18 protein-coding genes and 1 pseudogene are annotated in these 23,635 nt (G+C 49.8%); 11 read left to right on the forward strand and 8 right to left on the reverse strand.

Annotated elements, in window-relative coordinates:
- Positions 1-219: 219 nt before the first annotated feature.
- The 3 genes from HMPREF9720_RS11520 to HMPREF9720_RS11530 form a co-directional block, all read right to left on the reverse strand.
- Positions 220-708, reverse strand: a complete 489-nt coding sequence (locus tag HMPREF9720_RS11520) for a hypothetical protein (protein WP_014776085.1) — start codon at positions 706-708, stop codon at positions 220-222.
- A gap of 12 nt (positions 709-720) precedes the next feature.
- Positions 721-1,650 (reverse strand): hypothetical protein, encoded by a 930-nt coding sequence (locus tag HMPREF9720_RS11525; protein WP_039940578.1) that lies wholly within the window; start codon positions 1,648-1,650, stop codon positions 721-723.
- A gap of 250 nt (positions 1,651-1,900) precedes the next feature.
- The gene (locus HMPREF9720_RS11530) at positions 1,901-2,479 is read right to left on the reverse strand and encodes a hypothetical protein (RefSeq protein WP_039940580.1); all 579 of its coding nucleotides are present in this window, start codon (positions 2,477-2,479) and stop codon (positions 1,901-1,903) included.
- Positions 2,480-3,633: 1,154 nt separating this feature from the next.
- Between HMPREF9720_RS11530 and HMPREF9720_RS11535 the strand changes: the two genes are divergently transcribed.
- The 4 genes from HMPREF9720_RS11535 to HMPREF9720_RS11550 all read left to right on the forward strand — a co-directional run bounded on the left by HMPREF9720_RS11535 (position 3,634) and on the right by HMPREF9720_RS11550 (position 6,923).
- Positions 3,634-4,548: a HEPN domain-containing protein gene (locus tag HMPREF9720_RS11535; protein WP_009598558.1), complete on the forward strand. Its 915-nt coding sequence runs from the start codon at positions 3,634-3,636 to the stop codon at positions 4,546-4,548.
- A gap of 43 nt (positions 4,549-4,591) precedes the next feature.
- Positions 4,592-5,365 (forward strand): hypothetical protein, encoded by a 774-nt coding sequence (locus HMPREF9720_RS11540; RefSeq protein WP_009598548.1) that lies wholly within the window; start codon positions 4,592-4,594, stop codon positions 5,363-5,365.
- 18 nt (positions 5,366-5,383) lie between these two features.
- The gene (locus HMPREF9720_RS11545) at positions 5,384-6,238 is read left to right on the forward strand and encodes a BRO-N domain-containing protein (protein WP_009598564.1); all 855 of its coding nucleotides are present in this window, start codon (positions 5,384-5,386) and stop codon (positions 6,236-6,238) included.
- A gap of 211 nt (positions 6,239-6,449) precedes the next feature.
- Positions 6,450-6,923 carry a hypothetical protein gene (locus HMPREF9720_RS11550; RefSeq protein WP_014776091.1) on the forward strand — a complete coding sequence of 158 codons (474 nt, stop codon included), beginning with the start codon at positions 6,450-6,452 and terminating at the stop codon, positions 6,921-6,923.
- Here HMPREF9720_RS11550 and HMPREF9720_RS11555 read toward each other — a convergent pair.
- From HMPREF9720_RS11555 to HMPREF9720_RS11575, 5 genes are all read right to left on the reverse strand, one after another.
- The gene (locus HMPREF9720_RS11555) at positions 6,916-7,710 is read right to left on the reverse strand and encodes a class I SAM-dependent methyltransferase (RefSeq protein WP_009598561.1); all 795 of its coding nucleotides are present in this window, start codon (positions 7,708-7,710) and stop codon (positions 6,916-6,918) included. The genes HMPREF9720_RS11550 and HMPREF9720_RS11555 overlap by 8 nt on opposite strands.
- 60 nt (positions 7,711-7,770) lie before the next feature.
- Positions 7,771-9,621, reverse strand: a complete 1,851-nt coding sequence (locus HMPREF9720_RS11560; RefSeq protein WP_014776092.1) for a S8 family peptidase — start codon at positions 9,619-9,621, stop codon at positions 7,771-7,773.
- A 16-nt stretch (positions 9,622-9,637) separates the two neighbouring features.
- Positions 9,638-10,162, reverse strand: coding sequence for a tail fiber domain-containing protein (locus HMPREF9720_RS11565; RefSeq protein ID WP_015546644.1), 525 nt, complete (start codon positions 10,160-10,162; stop codon positions 9,638-9,640).
- Between the two features lie 250 nt (positions 10,163-10,412).
- Positions 10,413-10,796, reverse strand: a complete 384-nt coding sequence (locus HMPREF9720_RS11570; protein WP_227042945.1) for a hypothetical protein — start codon at positions 10,794-10,796, stop codon at positions 10,413-10,415.
- Positions 10,797-11,057: 261 nt separating this feature from the next.
- Positions 11,058-12,683 carry a tetratricopeptide repeat protein gene (locus tag HMPREF9720_RS11575; protein WP_009598569.1) on the reverse strand — a complete coding sequence of 542 codons (1,626 nt, stop codon included), beginning with the start codon at positions 12,681-12,683 and terminating at the stop codon, positions 11,058-11,060.
- Positions 12,684-13,670: 987 nt separating this feature from the next.
- On the opposite strand from HMPREF9720_RS11575, the pseudogene mobC reads away from it, so the two are divergent.
- From mobC to HMPREF9720_RS11615, 7 genes and pseudogenes are all read left to right on the forward strand, one after another.
- Positions 13,671-15,689 (forward strand): annotated as a pseudogene (gene mobC, locus HMPREF9720_RS11585) (conjugal transfer protein MobC).
- A gap of 102 nt (positions 15,690-15,791) precedes the next feature.
- The gene (locus HMPREF9720_RS11590; RefSeq protein ID WP_009598572.1) at positions 15,792-17,147 is read left to right on the forward strand and encodes a DUF4099 domain-containing protein; all 1,356 of its coding nucleotides are present in this window, start codon (positions 15,792-15,794) and stop codon (positions 17,145-17,147) included.
- 4 nt (positions 17,148-17,151) lie between these two features.
- Positions 17,152-17,394, forward strand: a complete 243-nt coding sequence (locus tag HMPREF9720_RS11595; protein WP_014776097.1) for a DUF4099 domain-containing protein — start codon at positions 17,152-17,154, stop codon at positions 17,392-17,394.
- Between the two features lie 157 nt (positions 17,395-17,551).
- On the forward strand, positions 17,552-18,574 hold the full coding sequence (locus HMPREF9720_RS11600; RefSeq protein WP_009598551.1) for a fimbrial protein: 1,023 nt from the start codon (positions 17,552-17,554) through the stop codon (positions 18,572-18,574).
- Positions 18,575-18,636: 62 nt separating this feature from the next.
- On the forward strand, positions 18,637-21,216 hold the full coding sequence (locus tag HMPREF9720_RS11605) for a DUF4906 domain-containing protein (RefSeq protein ID WP_009598550.1): 2,580 nt from the start codon (positions 18,637-18,639) through the stop codon (positions 21,214-21,216).
- A 20-nt stretch (positions 21,217-21,236) separates the two neighbouring features.
- A complete protein-coding gene (locus tag HMPREF9720_RS11610) occupies positions 21,237-21,791 on the forward strand; it encodes a DUF3575 domain-containing protein (protein ID WP_009598547.1) in 555 nt (184 codons plus the stop codon).
- Positions 21,792-21,798: 7 nt separating this feature from the next.
- Positions 21,799-23,628, forward strand: coding sequence for a DUF4906 domain-containing protein (locus HMPREF9720_RS11615; protein ID WP_009598562.1), 1,830 nt, complete (start codon positions 21,799-21,801; stop codon positions 23,626-23,628).
- The last annotated feature ends 7 nt before the right edge of the window (positions 23,629-23,635 follow it).

A 23,635-nucleotide genomic window follows, 5' to 3' on the forward strand; every position in this document is an offset into this window, starting at 1 on the left:
GTTCTCGATGATGCGCAACGAGCTGTCCGGTTCGATGCGTAACAATCTTGTCGCAGTAGACAATTCTTGCTCGATTTGCCTGTTGCTGCCACAGCCGCATAGGAGCAAAACCATTGAAAGAGATAACAGATATTTCATACAATTGCCGGAATTGATCTGAAATATAGCAAAAAAACAGAGAACATGCAACCTTATTCGCTATACTGCGGACCGGGATTTTTATTCCCGTTCTGTTTCCTGCGCTTCGATTCGTTCGATGATTGCGTCGTAATTCTCCACGTCGAAAATATCGAACTCGATCAGGGGCCGTCCCGCTTCCCTCATTCCGAAAATGTAATTCAGCAGCAGGATATATATTCTTAAATCCCCGCCCGCGATTTCCATTTCGGCGTCGTCGAATGTCGATATATCCCGGTTGAAGCGTTTTTGTAGAACGTGGTCGAACACGAACACAGGCAGTTGAGTTTGGGACAACGTATCGTTTTGGCGGGCAAAACTGCGTTTGTATTCCTCCGCCTGCTTCTCGTCCGGCATCGGCATCAGCCACTTTTGAAGCAGGTCGTCCGGCAGTTCGGTAGACAGAACCCGGTAACGATGCTTACGCAGATAGGCGTAACTCTTTTGAAGCAGTATCAGGAACTCCCCCAAAGGGATTACGCCGCCCGAAGAAAAGGGGCCGAAAAGTCTGTTCAGTAATTTTCGCAGCATGCAGCGTTCTTGTTATTTCAACTCCTGATATTGGAAAATCCGGCGCATAATCTCCCCGTAGCGCGGAAAGTCGAAGATATTGAAGTCCGGGATTTCGATGTTGTGCGCCCGCGTAAGCCGGATAATACGCAGGATATTTTGGAACGTATCGAAGTATTCGCGGCTCTCCCTCCAACACTTTTCCGGCAGGGCAAGATTCGTTATCACCGAATTCGAAAGCGCATAGAAAAATACCCGCAGGGGCAACAGCTTCGGGTCGCAGACTCCCGTATCGCGCAGCAGCACGACGGCGGTTTCTTTGGGTGCTCTGAAATACTTCCTCAATTCGTCCGTGTCAGGCGCAAGCCAGTCCTGCAGGTAGATTTTATCAATACTATTCGCTATGACAACCAAATCCCGTTCCCGCATATAGCGTAAGCTGGCTTCCTTTGCCACGAACGCCCGGCCGCTCTTGTCCGACAAGTCGCAGACATTTTTCCGCGGGTGCTGCTGTTCCAGATAATAGGATATGAATTTGTTTCGGAAATCGTCGCGCAACTGCGTAGAATAATAGAACAGCAAATCGCTCTTATCGACGACATGGCGGTCGCGGAGCCTTTCGGCTTCCAGCGGAGTTTTCCCCTCGATAATTTCCACATTGTCGGCTTGTTCGATGATGCGGTGCGCTTCCGAAAGCCGGAGATTGTCGCGTTTATAACGCAGGTACGTTTTGTACTTACCCCGTGTTACGGCTATGTGCAGCTTTATTTTCAATCCCTCGCCGCGCAGCCGCAGGGCCGCAGCCGCACAGCCCATTTCAAAATTCCCCTCGATGCCAGTCAAAACCGTTCTGTAACCCAGCGGAACATTGCCGCGGATCAACTGCCCGACGGCATCGTCAGGCAGACGACGCGCATGTTTGGGATTATTGCCGACGAATCCGAGTATCAAGCCTTTTCTCATAATCGAACGTGCGGGAAACAGAAAGCACGGGGAAAGTGCTGTTTACTCCAAACAGGTACGCCCATACCCACCAGATATACAGACCTAAACCCCGTGCCGCAGCACGAAATTAAATCTGCATGACAATCTGGTCTTACAAAGTGGGCGTTTTGTTGGAGATCAGCAGTTTATTCCGTTATGTAGATTCTATTATCCCATGTTTTACAGTTTGTTGTCGTTATTTCATTTTCATAGCCCCAGCCGCGGTGTTTCAGCTTACCGGCATTTGGGCATCTTCCTCCCCGTTTTGCATTGCGACGATCCGGTCCAATGCTTCTGTCATGTGCTCACTCATGGCAGCCATCATCCGCTCGTCGTAATAGGTGGACAAATCCGTTTCCGGCAGCACGTCCGACATGGCCATCGCCATCAGTTTGGAACTTAATACCGTCAGGTAGATAAGCGGGATATACGGGGGCCTGCTTATCCCGTCGGTCCGAACCGTGATCCGCTGCTGCGGAGCCGCCAGACGCCCCGGTTTTTGGCCTTTTTTCTCGATGTTCCACAGCACGTTCTCTTCGGCCTGCGTGACATAAAGGTTGAATGACAGATCATCGACATATTCCGCCCGGTCAACCCAAAAATCGACGCCGTAATCTTCGGCCGTGGGGTCGGCGCAGATGCCGCAGTCGGGCATGTCGCACATAATGGCCCGCAGGATGATGTTTTTGTCGGCAAGCTCCGCGGACCGCATTCGGCCCAATGCCGCGATGCAGATACTAACCTGCGTCGTGTAAAAGTGGCTAATGGCCCGCAGGGTTTGTTCTTCTTCGGTGTGCTGTTCTATCATAATCTGTAAAAAACGGGGCGGAACAAATTTTCGACGTATCAAGCCTTTGTATTATGGAAAAGAAAGTCCCGCCCCGTGCTTATTCGTTTTTTAAACAGGGTGCAGGTCGCTGCGGGGTCTAACCATTATGAAAAAATCTAATTCGACGCTGCACCCTGAACCCGGCCGCGTTACCTCATGCGCCGGGGCGGTTCTTTGGAACGGTACGTATTTCGATTGGTTGGTGGGGCGAGGGAAAGGTCCCAAAAATGGAACAGCCGCAATTCCGTGCCACCCGTCCTACTTGTCGGGTTTGTTACGGCTGTTCCGCCGCCAGTCGGATTACTCCCTTTTGCAATCTTGTGCTTATGATGCGCTGACCGACGGTTTAACGTTTCCCGGCCATCGGACCGGGAATATAGGGATATAGGGTTCTTGGCGAAGAAAGGGGCGGCAATGATCCGGCCGCCCGTAAGTGCCGCGCAAACATGCGTGCCATTTCCATACGGAGCAGGACAGCAAGACCAGATTTTAAAGGGCCAACCTTGCAGGCAGGATTTATTAGCTGCGACCGAAAGGCGGGATTTGTTATTTTGCACGGCAAGACCCGGCGTCCGGTTCCATGCCGGAGCCGCCGAAACATACCGATTCCGCCCGGCCCCAAGTTGGGGACGGGTGCAATCCGCAGGGACGGCGATATTACGCATGGACGGCAGGACGCAACGGGTTTCCATAGATTCGTGTGGATTGTTGGAAATGCGCCCCGGATAGGCATAAAAAGGGGGCGCGGTGTCAGCCCCACACCACAGGTCATAGGAAACCCGAAATTGGTAGCTGTCCTGCGCCCTTGCCGTCCTGCTCGCAAAATGCAAGCAGGACATAACAAGGACTGACAACCATTATACCAGCTTCAAACCCTCCCGAAAGAGGTTCCTATGTTTGTGGTGCGGTATAAAGAGTTGCTGCTCTTTATTATGTCCGTCGGCTATGCCGAGCTATGATAATTCCTTAAAGTTAGCATGGTAATTGCCTTTTCAGTTTGTTCTCGGACAACCTATGTTGCCCCGGTTCAACGAAACTGCCTTTAAGGAATCGTAAGGCAAATATACAAAGAAAATCGAATCTAACGCAGTCCGGCCGTGTGTTTTTGGAAAAATCTTGCTAAATTTGTGGGTATGAAGCAATCCATTGATTTTCTGCCCGAACGTAAACAGCGGGATTTACATGAACTGGTCGGCCTGATCCGCGATGAAGTAAAGGATGTCGTAATGATTATCTTGTATGGCAGTTATGCCCGCAACACCTATGTTGAACTGGATATACGGCGGGATTACGGCGGTGGTAAAATCCAATATATGAGCGACTATGATATTTTGGTTGTTTCGAAAAAAAGGCTGGGTTCGCGCACGGTTACAGTATCGAGCCGGGTTAAATCCAGTTTCTTAAAAAATAAAAATGCAGATACCCAAACCCGTCCGCAGATTATCAACGAAAGTATAACCAAATTTAATAATGCTCTTTCCGAGGGTCGCTATTTCTATGTCGATATTCTGACCGAGGGAATTGTGCTTTACGATTCGGGAGAATGTCAGTTAGCCACACCGTGCGAGTTGAATTATTCCGAAATTCTGCAAATGGCGGAAGAATATTACGATACTCAATTCAATCGCGGAAAAAGATTTATCCGTTATACTCAAATTGCCTATGCTGATAATGAAATAAAAGATAGTTCGTTCTTTCTTCATCAGGCATCGGAAAGTTTCCTAAAGTCTATTCCGTTAGTTTACATTCTTTACGGGTATAAAGAACATGAACTTGAATTTTTGATCGAGAGGTGCAAGCCCTATACACTGGAACTGGCAAAAGTATTTCCATGCGACACGAAAGAGGAAGAAAGGCTTTTTAAACTTTTACAACGTGCCTATATCGAATCCCGCTATAATCCGGACTTCGAAATCACTAAAGAGGACATTGACCTGCTGATGCCCAAAGCTGAAATGTTGCGCGATATTGTAGAGGATGTTTGCCGTAAACAATTCGACTACTACAAACAGCAAAGCAAGAAACAACTCCCGAAAGAAAGAGGGTAAAAATTTAATTCTCTTTTAGATTCAATCCTATCCAAATTTGAGCATGAAGAAGTGGACAAAACATGAGGCATTAGGCTATTTAGATAAACAAATAGAGGTTATACATACGCTAAAATTAGGTCGGCGCGGTTCTTCGGAACATGTAAGATGGCTGACTAACACATTAGTCTTTTTGGAAGAAATATTCGGTTCTGATTCCTATTATTATTGTAATATTAAGAATCTTACGTGGCAATTTCATGGGCAACGCATATATAGAGGTTGGGATATTGACGGGGCAATGGAAGCATACAATCAGGAAGCCTATGTAGAGCAACTTGAACAAGCTAATGGATTCTTGTTAGCCGCAAAAGATTACCTTGATGCAAATGATATTGATACTGTTTACTGCGCATCAGTCGAAAAACAAGCTACCGGAGATTTGATGAAAGTTCTTTCATTGTCAGAACATAAATTGAGAAAAGTTATTCGCACCAAGCCTGAACGTGAAAAAGAAATACAAGATCAATTTGAAAATCTTTTAATCGGAGCGGATATTGAGTTTGAGAGAGAGGGACCGCACATAGATTATTCGTCAAAAGCGTATATTCCTGATTTCAGTTTTAATAGCATAGATTTAGCAGTAGAGATCAAATTATGTAAGACAGAAGAAAAGACATTTATTCAACAAATTAACGACGATATTTTGGCCTACAAAACAAAGTTTAACAATCTGCTTTTCATAATATATGATTTAGGGGTCATACGTGATGTTGATACATTTAAGCAGTCGTTCGAGGAAACGGAAAATGTTATTGTTCATGTCATAAAGCATTAATCGGTAAGTTACAAACAGATGACCCAAAAACAAGCTATACAACTTTTCGAGGAACGCAAGGTGCGGACCGTCTGGGACGACGAAACCGAGAAATGGTATTTTGCGATTGTCGATGTTGTCGCAATTCTGACCGAAAGTGCAGATGCCGCCGCCTATTGGCGTAAACTCAAACAGCGACTTAAAGCGGAGGGAAATGAAACCGTGACAAATTGTCACGGTTTGAAAATGCTGGCTGCCGACGGAAAGATGCGTCTTACCGACGTGGCGGACACGACACAGCTTTTCCGCCTGATTCAGTCGATCCCCTCGCCGAAGGCCGAACCTTTCAAACAATGGATGGCGCAGGTCGCCAGCGACCGTTTGGACCAGATGCAGGACCCCGAAATGTCCATCGAGCAGGCAATGGCCGATTACAAACGGCTGGGATATTCCGAGAATTGGATAAACCAACGCCTGAAAAGCATGGAGGTCCGCAAGGAACTCACCGACGAATGGCAGCGCCGGGGCGTAGAGGGCCAGCAATTCGCAACTCTGACGGACATTATCACCCAAGCGTGGGCGGACCGCACGACAAAATCCTACAAGCAGTTCAAAGGGTTGAAAAAGGAAAACCTGCGCGACAACATGACCAATATCGAATTGGCGTTGAATACGCTGGCCGAAGCGTCCGTTACGGAGATTTCCAAACAACGCCGTCCCAAAGGATTCCAGCAGAATGTTAAAGTCGCCCGAAGCGGTGGCAGCGTGGCAAAGGCCGCGCGGACACAGCTTGAAAAGCAGTTAGGCCACTCGGTCGTTTCCCCCATCAACGCCGCACAGGTATTGGCCGCCAAAAAAACCGAGCAGATCGAGGGCGAAAAAGACAAAGATTGACCGACGCAGTTGTTTCCAAATTGGAAATAGCTGCAATAATGTCAAACCGGGACCGCAGGGTTCCTGTTTTTTGTTCAAATAGTTTGTTTCTTATCCAAAATTCTTATCTTTGTAAATGAATACCTTATATTTCGGACGATATGCGCAAGGATGCCGTGCCGAAATAAAAATCGGGAACGCTATTTGATCGTCAAACTGAAAAACCAAAGCTATGAAAAAGATCGTTTGTCTTATCGCAATGGCTCTGTTTACCGCGACGGGTTGTACGTCCGTGGAGATGAATCAAACAAAGACTGATACCCCAGATGATAATACACAGGGAAAGGCTACTACTTTGTCCTGCGCCGATTATACGCTGAATCCTCTTTGGAACTGGGCTGAAACGCCCGCCAATCAACTGATCGTGATTCGCAGCCAGGCGGAACTGGCGGATTTTATATTTCCCAACGACAAATTGCCCGAAGATATAGACTTCGAAAAGAACACGCTCCTTTTGGTTGCAGGACAGGCCACAAACGGAATCGAAAGCGTCAAAAAGAACTTTGTAAAGGCGGATGCTCAATATATATATTCCGTAACCTTTCTGCTGAACGACACCACCGAAGCCCCGAAATGGCGTGTAGCGCAGTTGGTTCCGTCTGTTCCGAACGAAGCGAAAATATCGCTCGATCTGGAGGTTAATTAGCCCCCTCCTGCATTGCCAGCAGACAGTAGCAGGTCGTCGTGAAAAAATTTCTCACATAAGGTATTTTCCCGATAACGGGAGATAGTATGCGCGGTTTCAATCCGAATTTCACCTGATAATTCGGGTTTATGAAATATAGCCGCTGATTCACTATGCGTAGTCCCGTTGCCGTTACTAATTTATGGAAACCCTCGATAGTGATGCGCGTATCCCGGATTTCGAAAAAACATTTCACCGTGCTTTCCTTTTCGCCGCATGCCCTGAACACGAAACGGAAAAGAGGTCGGGGCAGCAGGTGGATGTAAGGACAGTTGGCGATAATCCGGTTCTTCGCCATTTGCTGATGTCCCCCGAACGGCATTTGCCATGCGGGGAATCCCAGATACAAAAGGCCGTCAGCTTTCAGAAAGGATTTTAAATGCAACATCAACCGCTCCTTTTCGGGAATATGCTCCAACGCATCGTGTAGGATAATCAGGTCGTAAGGTTGTGTGTCGCTGTAATCGAAAATATCCGAACAGATAAACGTTCCTTTCAACCCCCTTTCGGCGAAAAGTGTCTTTGCGGTTTCGATTGACGGTTTGTGAATATCTATTCCCGTTACCGTGGCCCCCATTGCCGCAAAAATAGAAAGGATGCCGCCAATGCCGCAACCGACCTCCATTACCCGGCACTTACGACCGAATTTCAAAGACGTATGCTGTTCAATATAAGGCAGATAATAATTGCGGCAGGAGGTGGCTGTTTCTTCAAAATAGGCGGAGCGGTCTTGATGGCGTGTCTGCATGGTGAAAATCCTATAAAAACCAAAGGCGGAGAATCCGATTCTCCGCCTTATCGGTAAAAATTACTGTAAAGAAAGTTCTAATGACGAAGTGAGTTCGACGGTAAAAGGTTGAGTGATAATAATACTCTTGGCGTTGGTAAACGTCAGCTTGGCATTGTTCTTAACGGTTACGTTCGTCGCAGATATTTCGCTGCCCGAAACTACCGTATTCGTGGTAACTGTCTTGTCATTGAAATAGACCGTCGTACTTGCATTTTGAGCTTCCATTACGGCAGCATAGGCGTCGATCAGGCCGTAACCAACTTCTGTATGCCATGTGCCGTTCGGTCTGCCGCTAACCGTCGAATAGCTATATCCGCCGACCTTGCGGGCTGTTTTCTCGATGATCGTGGCTACCTCCTTTTGGGTCAGGTTCGGATTTACCGACAGTATCAAAGCCGCTACTCCGGCAACATGCGGGCAAGCCGATGATGTGCCGTTAAAATTTGGCATATAATCGCCCGAAACATACCCGACACTTCCGGTTCGGTCCGTAGTATAAATAAGAACGCCGGGAGCCATTATATCTAACTGCGTTCCGTAATCACTTCCCCACCAGCCTTCGTTATCAATAGTCGTTGAGGATTTACGTTTACCCGAAAGACTTAACGCTCCGACGACGATAATATCGGGCAACGATCTCGCAGGATAGCCCACGGTATTCGAATCATAATTACCTGCAGAAAAAGTTACGACACACCCCAGACCGTTACGTCCATTTGTCATGGCCGACTGTATCGCATCTTCTAACAACTCCGAGAACGTCGATGATCTCCAAGAATTTGAAATAACAGACGCACCGTTTCTCCAAGCCCAATTAAATCCGTCAGCCCTTTTCTGGGGAGCATCCGATGTTCCCATTAATTGATTGCTGATCGACATAACGGGACAGTTCGGGGCGATGCCCGCAACCCCCAGATTATTGTTGGTTTTGGCAGATATGATTCCGGAACATGCTGTACCGTGGTTGCCCCAAATCTGACTTGGCGACCTCCCTGTTTCGGTGTCATAGCTTTTCGACGAAACATTCAAATCGGGGTGATCCAACTGTGTGCCGTGGTCCAATACCGCGACGATAATATCGCTGCTTCCCTGCGTTACCTCTCTGGCCGGGAGATAGTTGATGTCGATTCCTGCAGTTCCTTGATTCTGCCCCGTATTCTTCAACGCCCATTGAGCGGAAAACAACGGGTCATTCGGGGCTGCCGTAGTTTCGTCCTCGCTGATGAAACAAGGCTGGCAGGCGGCAAACGGGCCATCTTCATAAAACTTATTCGCCATTTCCAGCGCGTTTCCCAGCGATTCGTTCGTACAGGAAAGCGTGTACCAAAGCGGCAGGTATTCATTGTTTCCGAGTAAAGTTACCTTATTCTCCGTTGCAAGTGTTGTCAGGATTCTTACGTCGCGTATGGACTTCACTTTGACATAAAACAAATGGCTCAAACCCAAATCAGCGCCGTCGGAAGTCTTGAAATAAGGTGCGCTGTAAACCAATGCCTTATCTTGTGCGTTTACGTCCGCAGTTGCAACTTCGGCCCAATACAGGTTATCGTTGGCCGCTGATCGTGTTGCATCTTGCAACTGGAGCCGGGAAGATAAAGTTACTTTTGCCGCACTCAATCCCGATTTGGAGTTCAGGAGAGGTAACTGCAAATTCGCTTCATCGGAGGATTCAAAAAGAATGTACGATTTTGTCGTATTAATTGTAATCGGGATTTTGTTCCCCTTATACCAATAATAGTGCGTACCGGAACTTAATTGTGCCCTTGTTTGCGGGGACATTTCCATTTCGTCCTCCGTAAAATTCTGGCATCCAGTGAAAACTATTATCGACAGAAAGAAAATACCGATTATATTCAGTATTCTTTTCATAATAATAATCGTTTAATTATTTTCCAGATTTGAGCGCTTCGATTTCTGCTTTCAGGGTTTCGATCTGGCCGTTAAGCTCCTGAATAGACTTCGTAAGCAGCGGAATCAATGCGCTGTAATTTACGACACGGTGGCCCTCGCAATCCACGGCCACGATGTCGGGAAGTACCTGCTCGATCTCCTGGGCAATGAATCCCATTTCTTTGGGATTGGAAACGCCCGTCGAACGTCGGCTGGTCTTGAAATAATGCGCCTTATCGGCCCATTCGAACGACACGGGACGCAGTTGCGTGAGGGTTGCCGTTGCGCTGCCTAACGACTGGATATTTGTTTTCGACGCAGCGTCGGAGTTCGTATAGACGTTGCGGGCGTACAGGTCGATGAAACCGCCGTTCTCCGTATCGTAGAGTACGAGTTTGTCGGAGTTGCTGGAAACGCGCGAATCTGCGGGGCCGAGGTCGAATTTAATCATTCGATTCCCGAATTTCCAGCAATGCGCCCAGCCCTCCCAGTTGGTCATATATCCGTTGTAACGCTCCATAGCGTTATAAACCAAATAGCCGTTCTGATACTTTAATTGCGCATGGCTATTAAATGCGATGAAACACAATACGATTAATGCTAATACTTTTTTTATGGCCTTGAAATTTAAGTTGGTAGTGATTTTTGTGTGAGCAAACAAAGACGTTACTCACAGAGAGTTTTGGTTTAGTGGATTAGCTGTCAGACAAAAAGTTAGTTGCTGCTTCTGTCATCTATTCGTTTCCCCTTTCTTTGTCCTACATTCTATGTCATTCGATAAAAAAATCGCCTGCGAAAACATTTTTGTCTATTGACAGTTCAATCGTGTAAAATCCCGGTTCCAGTTCGGGGATTGGAATGATACTTTTTCCATTGAAAAGGTCGAAACGTTCACATGCAACCGTGCCAAAGTTGCCGGAAATTATCAACTGCCCCGTCTTGCTCTCTGCGCCCGATGCAATGACCTCTACTATACTCATAGAACTATCATAGAATACGAGCGGGATATTTTCCGATAGGCAGACGGGGCCGCCGCCGACTTTTACCTGTTTGACAATAACTGCCGTCTTGCCGCCGCCATAGACCGAATAAATACCTGCGAATAGCATAAACAAACCGACAATTACAGACATTGCGGGAGAGAACTTTTTCATAGGCTTAAATTTGAAAGTGAGTATGAGATATTCGTACATTTCAAAAGTAGAGCGATTGTTTCCGAAAACCAAGAAATCAGAGCCTCTAAAATTTTTCAACCGCAAAGTGATTTCGACTGAAAAACAAACAGTTACGCACACAAAAAAGCCCGAAAATTTTTCAGTTTTCGGGCTTTGCTTTAACGCATTTTAAATCAGCACATTAGCGGTAAATCTTTGATTTAAACAAGTCTGATTGCTAAAGTATTAGTTCTCTGGTATTTACGAAATAATATTGAGAATCGCATTTTTTGTTGTGATACTCGAAGCCATTATTTTCTTTTTCAAATGGAACTTCCGCATGTATATTGTTTTTAGCGTTTCATTGGTAATGACGCTTATTTGTTGCGGTGAAAATCCGGCATAGAGCAGGCAAAGCAATTCCACGAAACATGGCTTGATTTTCGGATATTCGGACTTGAAATTAGAAATCACATTATCGTATTGTTGATTCAGGGTATTCTCTAAATCCGACATTATCGTTTTATCCAAAATCTTTTCGGATAAAATGCCTTTGACTTTCTTGGTAAGAGCCGGGGAATTTTCAAACTCATAATAGGTCTTTGCAAGTTCTTTCAGGACTTGAAAGCGCGTATTAAGCAGTTCACTAATTTTTGCGGCATCGGGTATTTGCAATTTGGTCTTATTCAGTTCTTCAATCAGCGTCAGATATTCCTCAATTCTTTGTTTCTGCATCTTATTTCTGCGGCGGAAGATATAAATAATGCCGCAGATCGCTATGACTGATACCAAAGCGATAATATAAATTACATTTTGTCTTACGCTGGAGCGGTAGCGTTCAAATTCCAAACGCTCGTTTTTATATCGCAGTTCGGTTTCTGCCGCAGAATTATTCATATAGCTTAAATGTATCGAATCACATAAAGCAAGACACTCCTTTTGCATCGAGTAGGCCGCTCGGTAATCTGCATTCATCGTATAGGTTTCGGCAAGGAGAATTTTAGCTGCCGCATCGTTTTCGCGCGGCCCACCAATATTGGCTGAAATCGCTGCGTTCAAATAATATTCGGCGCTGTCCGGTTTATTGATACGCAAATAATATTCTCCCAAAACACAGTAATCATTCGGCGATAAATCATCCGACAACTGGAGAAAACGACCTACATAATTGTAGGTTTCGTTGGTTACGCCTTTGTTCGAAAGAATCCCGATTAGGCAACGCAGGCAGTACACCTGAAAATCCTCATACCCGAATTGTTCGGATAGATTCAATGCTTCCCGATAATCCCGGAGCGCGTTATCGTTATCGTTCTCCATGTAGTAAACAGCGGCAATGGCAGTTTTAGCGCTGACTTGGTGTTTGGTCTTATTTGCGGCCTGATAGTTTTCGTAGGCTTCTTGGTAATAAAACAAAGCCCTTTGATAATTATTCTGCTTCAAATTCAGTTCTCCTAACACGAAGTTACACACTCCGATCAGGTAAGGATCATCTATTAGGTCCTGATACTCCAGCGCTTTAAGATACGATTCGGTTGCTTTCTGATAATTATTTGCGCTGTATTCCATGCGTCCCAGACAATACCAAGAAAGGAACTTTTGCCGATTCGTGCCTTTCCGCAGAAAATAGTTTACGGCAGGACGAAGCATCGAATCGGAATCTATGGTTTGCCCTGTTTTATCCAACGCCAGCGAATAAAGAAGCCCGTAATGCGCTTTTGTCGATTTTTTGCAAATACTGCCGGGAGCAATAGCTTGCAAGGAGCGTAACACGCTGTCCGGATAATCGTTAATTATTTCCTCCGTTCGATTCAGTTCTTCGGATATGTGTTTGCTTTCGGAACACGAATACAAGCATAGAAAGACACAAACATAAATAAATATTTTCATAATCAGCCCACAATAATATTACCCAATATACGAAAAAATAGCGATTCAACCTGCATTTGGTAAAGCTGACATGACATAATTCGTTACATTTGCTATGAGGACTAATTCGGGAGGATCATACAATTCAAAAGGGTCTGCGCATTGCGCGCAGGCCCTTTTCACTCTCTCTTACACTTAAAATCTTCAAAGAAAAAACTCCAAAAACAATCACCTCACAAAGATATGATGCCTACATCTTTGCTTTTGCACTTGCGTTATTCTTCTAACGAATTGAACAAACCTTTATATAACTTGAATCATTGCAAATATAGCTTTTCAGTTCTATAAATCAAACAATTAGCCATAATTATTATTTATCGGAAGCAACACCCGGATCACCCATGCGAATAACGTTTAATTTGCACCGATAACGATATAATTCATAATAATTTAACGGTCATTCTTCGTATTAGGGCAAGAAAAGAAAAACGCGGGGAACGGCGAAAGGAATCAGGCACGGCAAAGAGCCACGAAACAGACAGCCGAACCCCGCGCCGTAAAAGCACGAAGTTCGACCTGTCCCGCCTGTTTCTCAATCAAATTTTTGCCGTTTCGATTCCTTACTGAACAGGCCGCGAGTATGTGGGCGTACCCTTGTTGCAATGACAAAGGTAGCAAAATATCTTAAAAATGTACGGGGAACAATCTGCGGCAGTCAGGTCGTGGAAAACCCGGAAACAGTCAGACCGAACCCCGCACAAACGATGTACGAAGTTCAGCCGTCCCGCCTGCTTCCCATTCAAATTTCCACGTTTGACTGCCGGGAACAGGCTATGATGAATATTCAGGCATGCACCTTTCGAATATTCGCCTACAAAGGTATAGATTTTTTCCGATTCCAGACATATCCCGTAGCCAATTAGGGCGAACGAGGGCGAACGGCAGCCTACAACGTCGGGAATTGTCGCGTCCGACTTACTTTTGCCGCCGAAACCAAAAACTATATTTATGCAACAAGAAGATGATTTGAGGGCGCTGGCAAAGATTGTCGCGTTCATTTTGGCCGTAGGCATTATCTGCAATGTTACCAACATTTATTGGTTCTGTTACGAATGACTGGCCGACAACGGCTGAACATTCGGGATTATCGACCGTATTCTGCATGGATTCCAGCAGACGACGGGATTCTATTCCTCACCCCTCTACTCAAAACTGTTCGCCTTTCTGCTGCTCCTGATCGCCTGTCTGGGTTCACGGGGCGTTAAATCGCAGAAAATCGGCTGGCCGCATATCATCACGGCGGGCTTCGCTGGCTTCTTCCTCTACTTTTTCAACGATTGGCTTTTGCATATACACGCAATGCCCGGCGTGCGCGTGGCATGGTACACCGGAACTCTGTTCGCGGGTTATCTGCTCATGCTTACGGCCGGAATATGGATATGGCGGCTTCTGCGGCACGACCTCTTGGACGACGTTTTCAACGACGAAAACGAATCCTTTATGCAGGAAACACGCCTGCTTTCGGACGAATATTCGGTGAACCTGCCGACGCTGTTCCGTTATCGGGGACAAAATTTTCGCGGCTGGGTGAATATCGCGGTTTTTCGTAGCTGCATGGTGGTCGGCTCACCGGGCAGCGGAAAATCATTCACCGTAATCAATAATTACATCAAACAACTCATCGAGAAAGGATATAGTCTGTATCTCTATGATTTCAAATATCCGGATTTGAGTATGCTGGCTTACAACCACCTGCTGCGTTTCACGCACAAGTACGAAGTAAAGCCGCAGTTCTGCGTGATAAACTTCGACGATCCCCGCCACTCGCACCGCTGCAATCCCATCAATGCCGATTTTCTGACCGACATTGCGGATGCCTATGAAGCTGCTTACGTCATAATGATCGGTCTGAACCGTTCGTGGGCACAGAAGCAGGGCGATTTTTTCGTCGAATCACCCGTCGTGCTGCTCACGGCGATTATCTGGTTTCTGCGTATCTATCAGAACGGGAAATACTGCACCTTCCCCCACGCAATCGAACTGCTGAACAAGAAATACGAGGAGGTTTTCACCATCCTCATGGCCCGGCCCGAACTGGAAAACTATTTGAGTGCGTTCGTCGATGCTTGGCAGGGCGGCGCACAGGAGCAGTTACAGGGACAAATCGCGTCCGCGAAGATCCCGCTGTCACGGATTATCTCGCCCGCGCTCTACTGGGTCATGTCGGGCGACGACTTTTCCCTCGACCTGAACAATCCCCAAGCCCCGAAAATCCTTTGCGTGGGCAGCAACCCCGACCGCCAGAATATCTATTCGGCGGCATTGAGCCTTTACAACTCGCGCATCGTGAAAACCATAAACCGCAAGGGAAAACTCAAATGCGGCGTCGTGATCGACGAGCTGCCGACCATTTTCTTCAAAGGTCTGGACAACCTCATAGCCACGGCCCGAAGCAACCGCGTAGCCGTATGTCTGGGGATGCAGGACTTTTCCCAACTTACACGCGATTACGGCGAACACGAAAGCAAAGTCATACAGAATATCGTAGGAAACGTTATTGCCGGGCAGGTCGTAGGCGACACGGCCCGCATCCTCTCCGAACGCTTCGGAAAAATCGTGCAGCAGCGGCAGTCGCTCAATATCAGCCGTGAAGATAAATCCACGGGGATAAACACCCAGCTTGACAGCGTGATCCCCGCGTCGAAAATCAGCAATCTTTCGCAGGGCGTGTTCGTCGGAGCCGTGGCCGACAACTTCGGGGACAATATTCCGCAGAAAATGTTTCACGCCCAGATTGTCGTCGATGTCGAAAAGGTCAAAGCCGAAGAAAAACAGTATCGTCCGATTCCCGTGCTCTCCGACTTCACCGACGAAAACGGCAAGGACCGAATGGCCGAGGTTATCGAAGCCAACTACTACCGCATAAAGCAGGAAGCGGCCCAGATCGTAGAGGACGAACTGCGACGCATAGCCGACGACCCGAAGCTAAAACACCTGTTTAAAGGCAACGAAACCGTAGCCAATTAGGGCGAACGAGGGCGAACGAGGGCGTAAAGAGTATCTTTTTGATGATGGCGGCTATACATTCGCAGAGCAAACAGTTTCACATAATAACTTAAAATTCAAATTATGGCAGAAGAACAACAACAGTCGCCCGGTGCTGCGCAGCAGCCCAACGACAATTCACTCAACGAGCCGAGTATCGGCATGATGTACGACAAGGAGAAAGACCAGGCAAAGGTCTTTTCCCAGAACCCCGACGGGAGTATCGGCACGGTGGACCCGACCCCGGAAAATGAAAGCCTGTTTTTTGTCATGGACAAGAACATTCCGCTGAACTTCTACAAGAATTTGCAGAAGTATCACAACAACCCCACCATCAACATTTACGTTCTCCCGCGGCGTGCGCTCGGACGCATGAAAGATGCGCTGAAACGGTATTGGAAAAATACCACCCGCGACGACGTGAAACTCTATTACAACTACAAGATACACCCGGACGGAAAATTCGAGTGCAAGATGAAAACCCGCGGCATCCCCGTTGCCGAAATGCCGTGGGACACGCTCAACCGCATGGGGTACAGCTTCGGCGGGCTGGAAAAGATGAACTATCTCCAAAAGTTGCAGAATTACGAACAAACGGGGATGCACAAGCTCAAATACCATGACGATATAATCAACTATATCGGCGAGGGTAAAATCCGGCTCAAAAAGAGCGGCAACGGCTACAAAGTCGATGTGAAAAGCTATGCCCGGATTCTCGACGAGGGACTTTTCGATCAGAAATTCACCGAAACGGATATGAAGAACCTCGAAATGTACGGCAACCTCGGCCGCGTGCTGGAAACGTCCGAGGGTCCTCTGCTCGTGTCGCGGGACTTCGATACGCGGCAGTTGGATTACACGAATACTGAAAATGCTTTTGTTCCCCGATACATCCGCGGCACGGAACTCACACAGGAGGACATCAACAGCTTCCGTCGCGGTGAAGTGCGCGAAATAGCGATTGTAAACAGGGACGGCAGCGTGAACATCGTGCCCTACCAGTACAACGCGGTTTTCCGCAAACCTATGGAGGTATTGACCATTGAGCAGCGGAATGCGCTGGCAACCAAACTGCGCGAGCAGCGCGACATGGAGCGTATCATTTCCTCGATGCCCGAAACCGCCGACGGGTGGACCCAATACCCGCAGGCCCCCAAGCAGTCGGCAGAACAGACCGCCGAGACCGCCGGACAGGGACAAGCACCCGCAGCCGTGCCGGAGCAGAACCAGCAGGGGCAGGCCGCCGAAACGGCCGGGCAGGGACAAACTCCCGCACCTGACCTTTTCGGCGCAGGCCAAACCACGCAAGGCAAAACCCCGGTGCAGGGCCAGACATCCCCGCAAGGTCAGAAACAGCCGCGAGCCGGGCAGAAATCACCGCGTCCGGAGGTAGCGACGCCCACCCCCAAAGCACAACGGAAAACAGGTCAACACGTTTAGCGCTATGGAAAGATTCGATGAATCGGCTATTGACTGGGTAGCCGCCGCCAAGCGCGGCATAAGTCGCCGGATGCTCAAAGAATACGGTTTTCTGGAATTGCTGCTGGAGGGCGGCACGACACCCGTAATTCCCTTGACGCTAACCCTCGCGGACGTGACTATAAAACTGGACGGCACGCTTCGACTGACCGAGGACTGCGACAAAAACGTGCGTTTCGAAGTCCTCGGTTACGGCTGGGAAGAATAACCTCCTAAATCCTAAAATATGCGAAAGTGACGATTTTCGCCCGGAGAGCACCGAGGGTGCGGACCGGGACAGGACGGAGCGGCCCTGCCGCAGACAACAAACACAACATCAAAACTTTAATTCACAGCAAATTACACTCAAAACACAACGATTTAACATGAAAAAGATTCTTTTCGCGGCCTTTGCCGCACTTTCGATGATCGCCTGCAACAAAGACGATGCAACGACTGTCATTCCCGACATCGACAACACCCTCAACGGCGCAATCGTCGCCATGAGGTTCACCGACGAAACCCCGACCCGTGCGTTCTTCGCCGAAGCCGCGGCCGCCGAAGCGTGGGAAAAATCCCTCTCCTCGCTCTCCGTGTACGTGTTCAACGCCAAAGGTGACCTTATCACCCTGCGCGACTTCACCGCATCGGAACTCACGGCCCGCACCGCGACCTTCGCCCTGCCGCACGCCACAGCCGGAACGACCTGCGACTTCTATGCCGTAGCCAACATGTCCCTGACGGGCGTCACCACGAAATCCGCGCTGCTGGCAAAGCTGGAAACATCCGCCGCCGACTATAACGGGACATTCGCCGAGGTTTCGACCAAAGCCAAGCGCAGCGGCGGCTTCGTAATGACGGCCGGAGTGAGCAAGGCCATCGCCGAGGGCGGCACGACATCCGTAGCCCTGACACTCAAACGCACCGTCGCCAAAGTCGCCGTGCAGACCTCCGTCGATGCGTCGTTCAATAGCAAGTATTCCGGAACGCTGACCGTAACGGGAACGAAGGTGGTGCGTGCCGCCAGCCAGACGCCGATCATCGCCCCGGCCACACCGACGCCCGGAGCCATGACCTACACCCATACGCAGGCCCCGGCAGCGGCATCCGGCAAGTATAACAACCTTTTCTACATCTTCGAAAACGGAGCTTTGGCAGAAGCAAGCCGCGTCGCGCTGGAGATCACCGCGACCTATGACGCCGACGGGAACGCTTCGACAACGGCCGACCGCATGGAAGTCGTCTACACCGTTCCCCTCACGGGCAAGGCCGGGGGTGAAATCGCCCGCAACGGCTACTACCGTGTGGCCGCCAACATCACGGGTCTCGTGGGGCAGGATTGCCAAGTCAGCGTGTCGGTCGCCGAGTGGGAAACACCCGTAACGCAGTCGGTCGATCTGGGCGCATAAACAACCTATTCATTAACCGCCGCCCGCACCTTTCGGGGCGCGGGCGGTTATCATAAATCCCGATGAAACAAACCATATTCATTTTGCTCGCCCTCGCTCTTTGCTGGGGCTGCATTACCGACCGCGAGCCGACCGCACGGTCGAAAGTGGCCGTAGAACTGACCGTCAGGTCCGCCCCCATGACAACGACGACCCGCGCGACCGACGAAACGACGATCCGCGACCTGAATTTCTACCTTATGGACAAAGCGGGCCGCGTAGTGGTATTCCGCTATCTCACCACGACGACGCTGCGCTTCGAATGCCCTCCGGGCGTCTACCTGATGCGCATTGCCGCCAACGTCGGCCGCAGTCTGGGTGAAAGTGCCGACCTTTCCCGATACATGGTAACATACCAGCAGGATTATGACACACTACCGATGTTTTACGAACAGGAAACGACGATCTCATGTTCGTCCGGCAGCGTAGTGCAGTTACCGCCGATAAACGTTAAACGCTTCGTGTCGAAAATCTCCTACAACCTCACCGCAAAACCTGCCGACATGGAACTCAAATCCGTGCAACTGCTCACCGTTCCCAGCACCGCGGCGCTCTTTGCAGGGAACGGCCCGGCATCCGGCAATCCCGACGACTACACCCACGGCCCGGAAATGCTCCTGACGGGACGGCAGGCCGCAGGCAGCTATTACATGCTGCCCAATCTTCAAGGCGTGAGGACCTCGATCACCGACCAGAAGCAGAAGAATGCCGACAATGCGCCCCCTTGTGCATCGTGGCTGCTTATCCGCGCCACGCGGGGCAGTAAGGTGCTGGCCTACTCGGTCTATCTGGGCGAAAACAATACGTCCGATTTCAACGTCCGGGCCAACTGCCATTACAGGCTCAATATAACCCTGCTGAACGACAACACCGCAGACACCCGAATCGCGGCATATACGGCTGCCGTGTACGACGATTTCGACGACGGCAATATCGGCGGCTACTGCGTGTACGACCCGGATTACAGCCTGCATGTCGATATGGTGAACGAAAACAGCTCGCTCGCTATCAGCGGGCGGCTGGAGGTGACACAAGGCGACAGCGACTATTTCGAATTTGACCGTACCGACTGCAATAACAGCTTCGACTTTGAAATCTATAACCCCAAAGGAGGTAATTACTTTTACCTCGATTACGGCCCGTCCGTTTTCACCAAAGACAATTCAACGCTGGCCTACCGCGTAACGCTGACCGACGAATACGGATTCGCACAGTCTTACGATTTCAAACATACGATGGCAAATATAGTTTACGCCCATACTTCCGCAGGCGGGAGCGTCACGGCAGACAGATGCCTATATACCCAAACTGCGAACGAGGGCGGCGGCAAGCGCACCGCAGCGTTATGCCACGAGGACGGATGCCGACTGACCGCCGCAGCGACGGGGTCCTATGCTTTCGTGGGCTGGTACGCCGACGCCGCATATTCCCGGCTCCTTTCATCGTCGGAGAGCTACAATTATGTCCCCCGCGATTCGCATGCCGACATATATGCCCGTTTTCGGGTCATGGAAACACCCCTCGACAGTAAGGGAACGGCGAACTGCTACATAGCCCCGGCCCTCGACACCCGCTATTCGTTCGATGCGACGGTGCAGGGCAACGGCAAGAATACGACGAATATCTGGCCGCAGCAGCTTCACGGAGTTTCCGCCCGCGTGCTTTGGGAATCGGGGACATTGAGCGAAACGGTTGTCAAAGATGCGGCGTACTCAAACGGCCGTATATCCTTTTCGACGGGAGCCGTGCGGGGCAACGCCGTGATCGGGTTGTTCGACGCTGCGGGAAACTGCATCTGGTCGTGGCATATCTGGTCGGTCGATTACGACCCGGCAACAATGGCGCAGACCTATTCGTCCGGGGCTGTCTTTATGGACCGCAATATCGGAGCACTCACCACCGACTGCACGCAGCCCTCATCGCGCGGGCTTTACTACCAGTGGGGCCGCAAAGACCCCTTTCCGCATCCGGCGACTTGTCAGGATATAAACAAACGCGCCGACGCCGTATATGCCGAGGGATTCGAATACGCTGTCAGCTATCCCCGAAACGCCGGGACTGAAAGCCCTTATGACAATATGACCGTGGAGTGGTCGATTGCTCACCCGACAACCTTTATGAGCGATGCCATGTACGAAGATTGGGAAGAGTGGACATCAGTAGCCGATTGGCTTTATAATCATCATCCGAATCTTTGGGGGAACGTCACGACAAGCAACAACAATATTAGCAAGGTAAGCCTCAAATCAATTTATGACCCGTGCCCCGTTGGTTGGAAAGTCCCCAGCCCCGAAGATTTTGCCGGAATCGAGCGGGTAAGTCAGTCGTCGCCCTATTATGTAACGATTCATTACAACGGTAATCGCACCACGAATATCCCGACTGGAGGGACTTTCGTTGAAACACGCTTTATGAATAACGGACAGCTCGGACGGCTTTATACCAATGCGCCCTACAATATGCACTGGGGAACGTGGGCTTGTCGATATGGCGATATTTCCTGCACCTCGATTTTTTTCTCGACGGGTTCCGTACCATCATTTATCGGCACAACAGATTATTACCGCTATGCCGCAAATCCTATCCGCTGTATTCGGGAGTAGGCTTCCAAAGAATTACAACCATGAAAAAAAGACACATCATCACCTTAATGCTCTGCCTACTGGCTTTGTGGGGCAAGCCCCATCGGGTCGCAGCGCAGTTTTTCAGCGCCAAAGTAAACGCGTTGGCCGCACTCACCGCAACGGTGAACGTAGGAGTGGATGCCGCCGTCGCGGACAAGTGGACGTTAGACCTTTCCGCCTACTGGAATCCCGTAAACTCCGATTCGTTCAGTTGTCGGCTGTATGCCGCGCAGATCGGCACGAAACGCTGGCTTTACGAAGCGTTCGTGGGCCATTTCATCGGCAGCCAGCTAACCTATGGAAATTACCTGTACGGCGGTTCCCGACGCTACTACAAAGGCGGAATGGCCGGGCTGGGATTCAGCTATGGTTATGCTTGGCTGCTCTCGAAGCGTTGGAACGTCACGGCCGAAATCGGCATCGGGGTCTTTTACATGAAAGACACCCGCCGCGACCGCATCCCGCCCGAATACGAATCCATCTTCATACACCACTACAAGCGGTGGGTTGTAGGCCCCTCGCGGGCAGAGATCAGTTTTAACTACTTATTCTAAAAGCAGCATGAAAAAACTTATTTATACCGTCGTCTGCATGATGCTTTTTTGCTGCGCCTGCTCGGATGCGGACATAGAGCTTAATCCGGCGACGCAGGCCAAACAGCAGCTTGCAATGACATTCCGCTGCGGGGCCATGTCCCCGACACGCGCCGCGACGAACGACACCCGCATCGACGACATCAATCTGTACTTGTTCCCCGTAAACGGCGGTCAGGCCCGGCACGTCTATATTGCTCCGGTGCGCCCCGTCGTGCTGGAACTGCCCAAAGGCGACTATACGCTTTACGCCATTGCCAACCTCGGACACGACGCGGGCGAGCGGACGCAGGATTTCGTTCGCTCGCTGCGCGTCGAACGGGAGCCTGCGGCCCTCGCGGATGCTCCCTTTCCCATGTCCGCGCAGCAGGCCGTCACCGTGCGCGGCGACACGCAGATCGCCGTATCTTTGGTTCGCGCCGTGGCAAAGGTCAATTTCAGCTACACCGTGGCTGCTGATTTCGCAAAGTCTTTTCATGTGAAGTCCGTGCAGTTTCGCAGCGCACCCCGTTCGGCGGCTCTCTTTGACTTCAGCCGCGCCGAGAGCAGCGAAGCCGTTGCCGACATGCCGCCCGTCGAAGCGTCGGCAACGGCCTATGCCGCGACCTGCTATTTATTGGAGAACAGGCAGGGAGAGGTTGCAGGCATCGGCTCCCAGCAGCAGAAAGATCAAACCCGCGCCCCGGAACATGCCACCTACATAGCCATAGCGGGCGAAGCCGACGGAACGCAGGTTGTGTACCGCATCTATCTCGGAGAAAACAACACGACGGATTTCAATGTCGGCCGCAACCGGGTTTACAACATCGACGCCCGCATCCTCGGTCTGAACACCGTGGACTGGCGGGTATCGACGGCAGAACTCACCGTCACGCCATTTGCCGAAAACCATGCACCGGGGGAACCTGCGACAACCGAACTGCGGCTTACATCCACGAACAACCCCGAAAATGTCTATTACTTGTCCTATCATATCGACGCCGGGACGGGGATAGTCGCCATCGACGGCGTGAATCGGAACCCCGGTACGCCTTATCCGTTCTTTTCGGGCAACGGAACAGTAACGGCCGGTATCAGCTATACGCAGGCAGAGCCGGGCGACGTGCGGCTCCGTCTGACGGTTACGGACAAATACGGATTCAGCATGGAGCGTGTGCTGACAACGGTATTCAAAAACCCGGAACTGACGATAACCTATGCCCAGCAGGGAAATGAACTGACGGTTTATGACCGGGCATATATCGACTATACCGTGTCACAACCCGGTTACTCCGGGAACTACACCGTAAAAGTGGAAGGTGTTCCGTCCGTGTACTATGGTCGTTATGGCTCCGACGTTCCCCTGACGACATTCACCCAATACGGGAACGGCACAAATACATTACGGGTGAAGCCAAATATGCTTGGGCCGAACCCGCTGAAAATAACCGTAACCGACACCGACGGCCACAGCGCGGAGATCATCACATCGGTAATGGGTATTAAGACCACCGCCGACCTCCAACCGACATTCAGCACATCGGGGGGCTTGCTCTATGTTACCGTGGAATCTTCGCAGCCCGTAGTGGACGACCTGACCGTGAAAGTGACGGCCAATGCCGACATATATTCTTTCGGTGGGGCCGTGACAAAAAAGCAGTATATCGTAACGGTGAAGATTGAAGCCGACCATACGACAGGAAAAGGGTCTGTATCATTGAGCGGGTTAGGGAGTTACGCCACGTTCACAGTAACGTCTTATTCCGCGGAATTTAAGCGCACATCGGATAACGGATTGGTCGAATATAAATTGCAGTAGAAAATGA

The organism is Alistipes sp. HGB5 (assembly GCF_000183485.2).
Classification (GTDB): domain Bacteria; phylum Bacteroidota; class Bacteroidia; order Bacteroidales; family Rikenellaceae; genus Alistipes; species Alistipes finegoldii.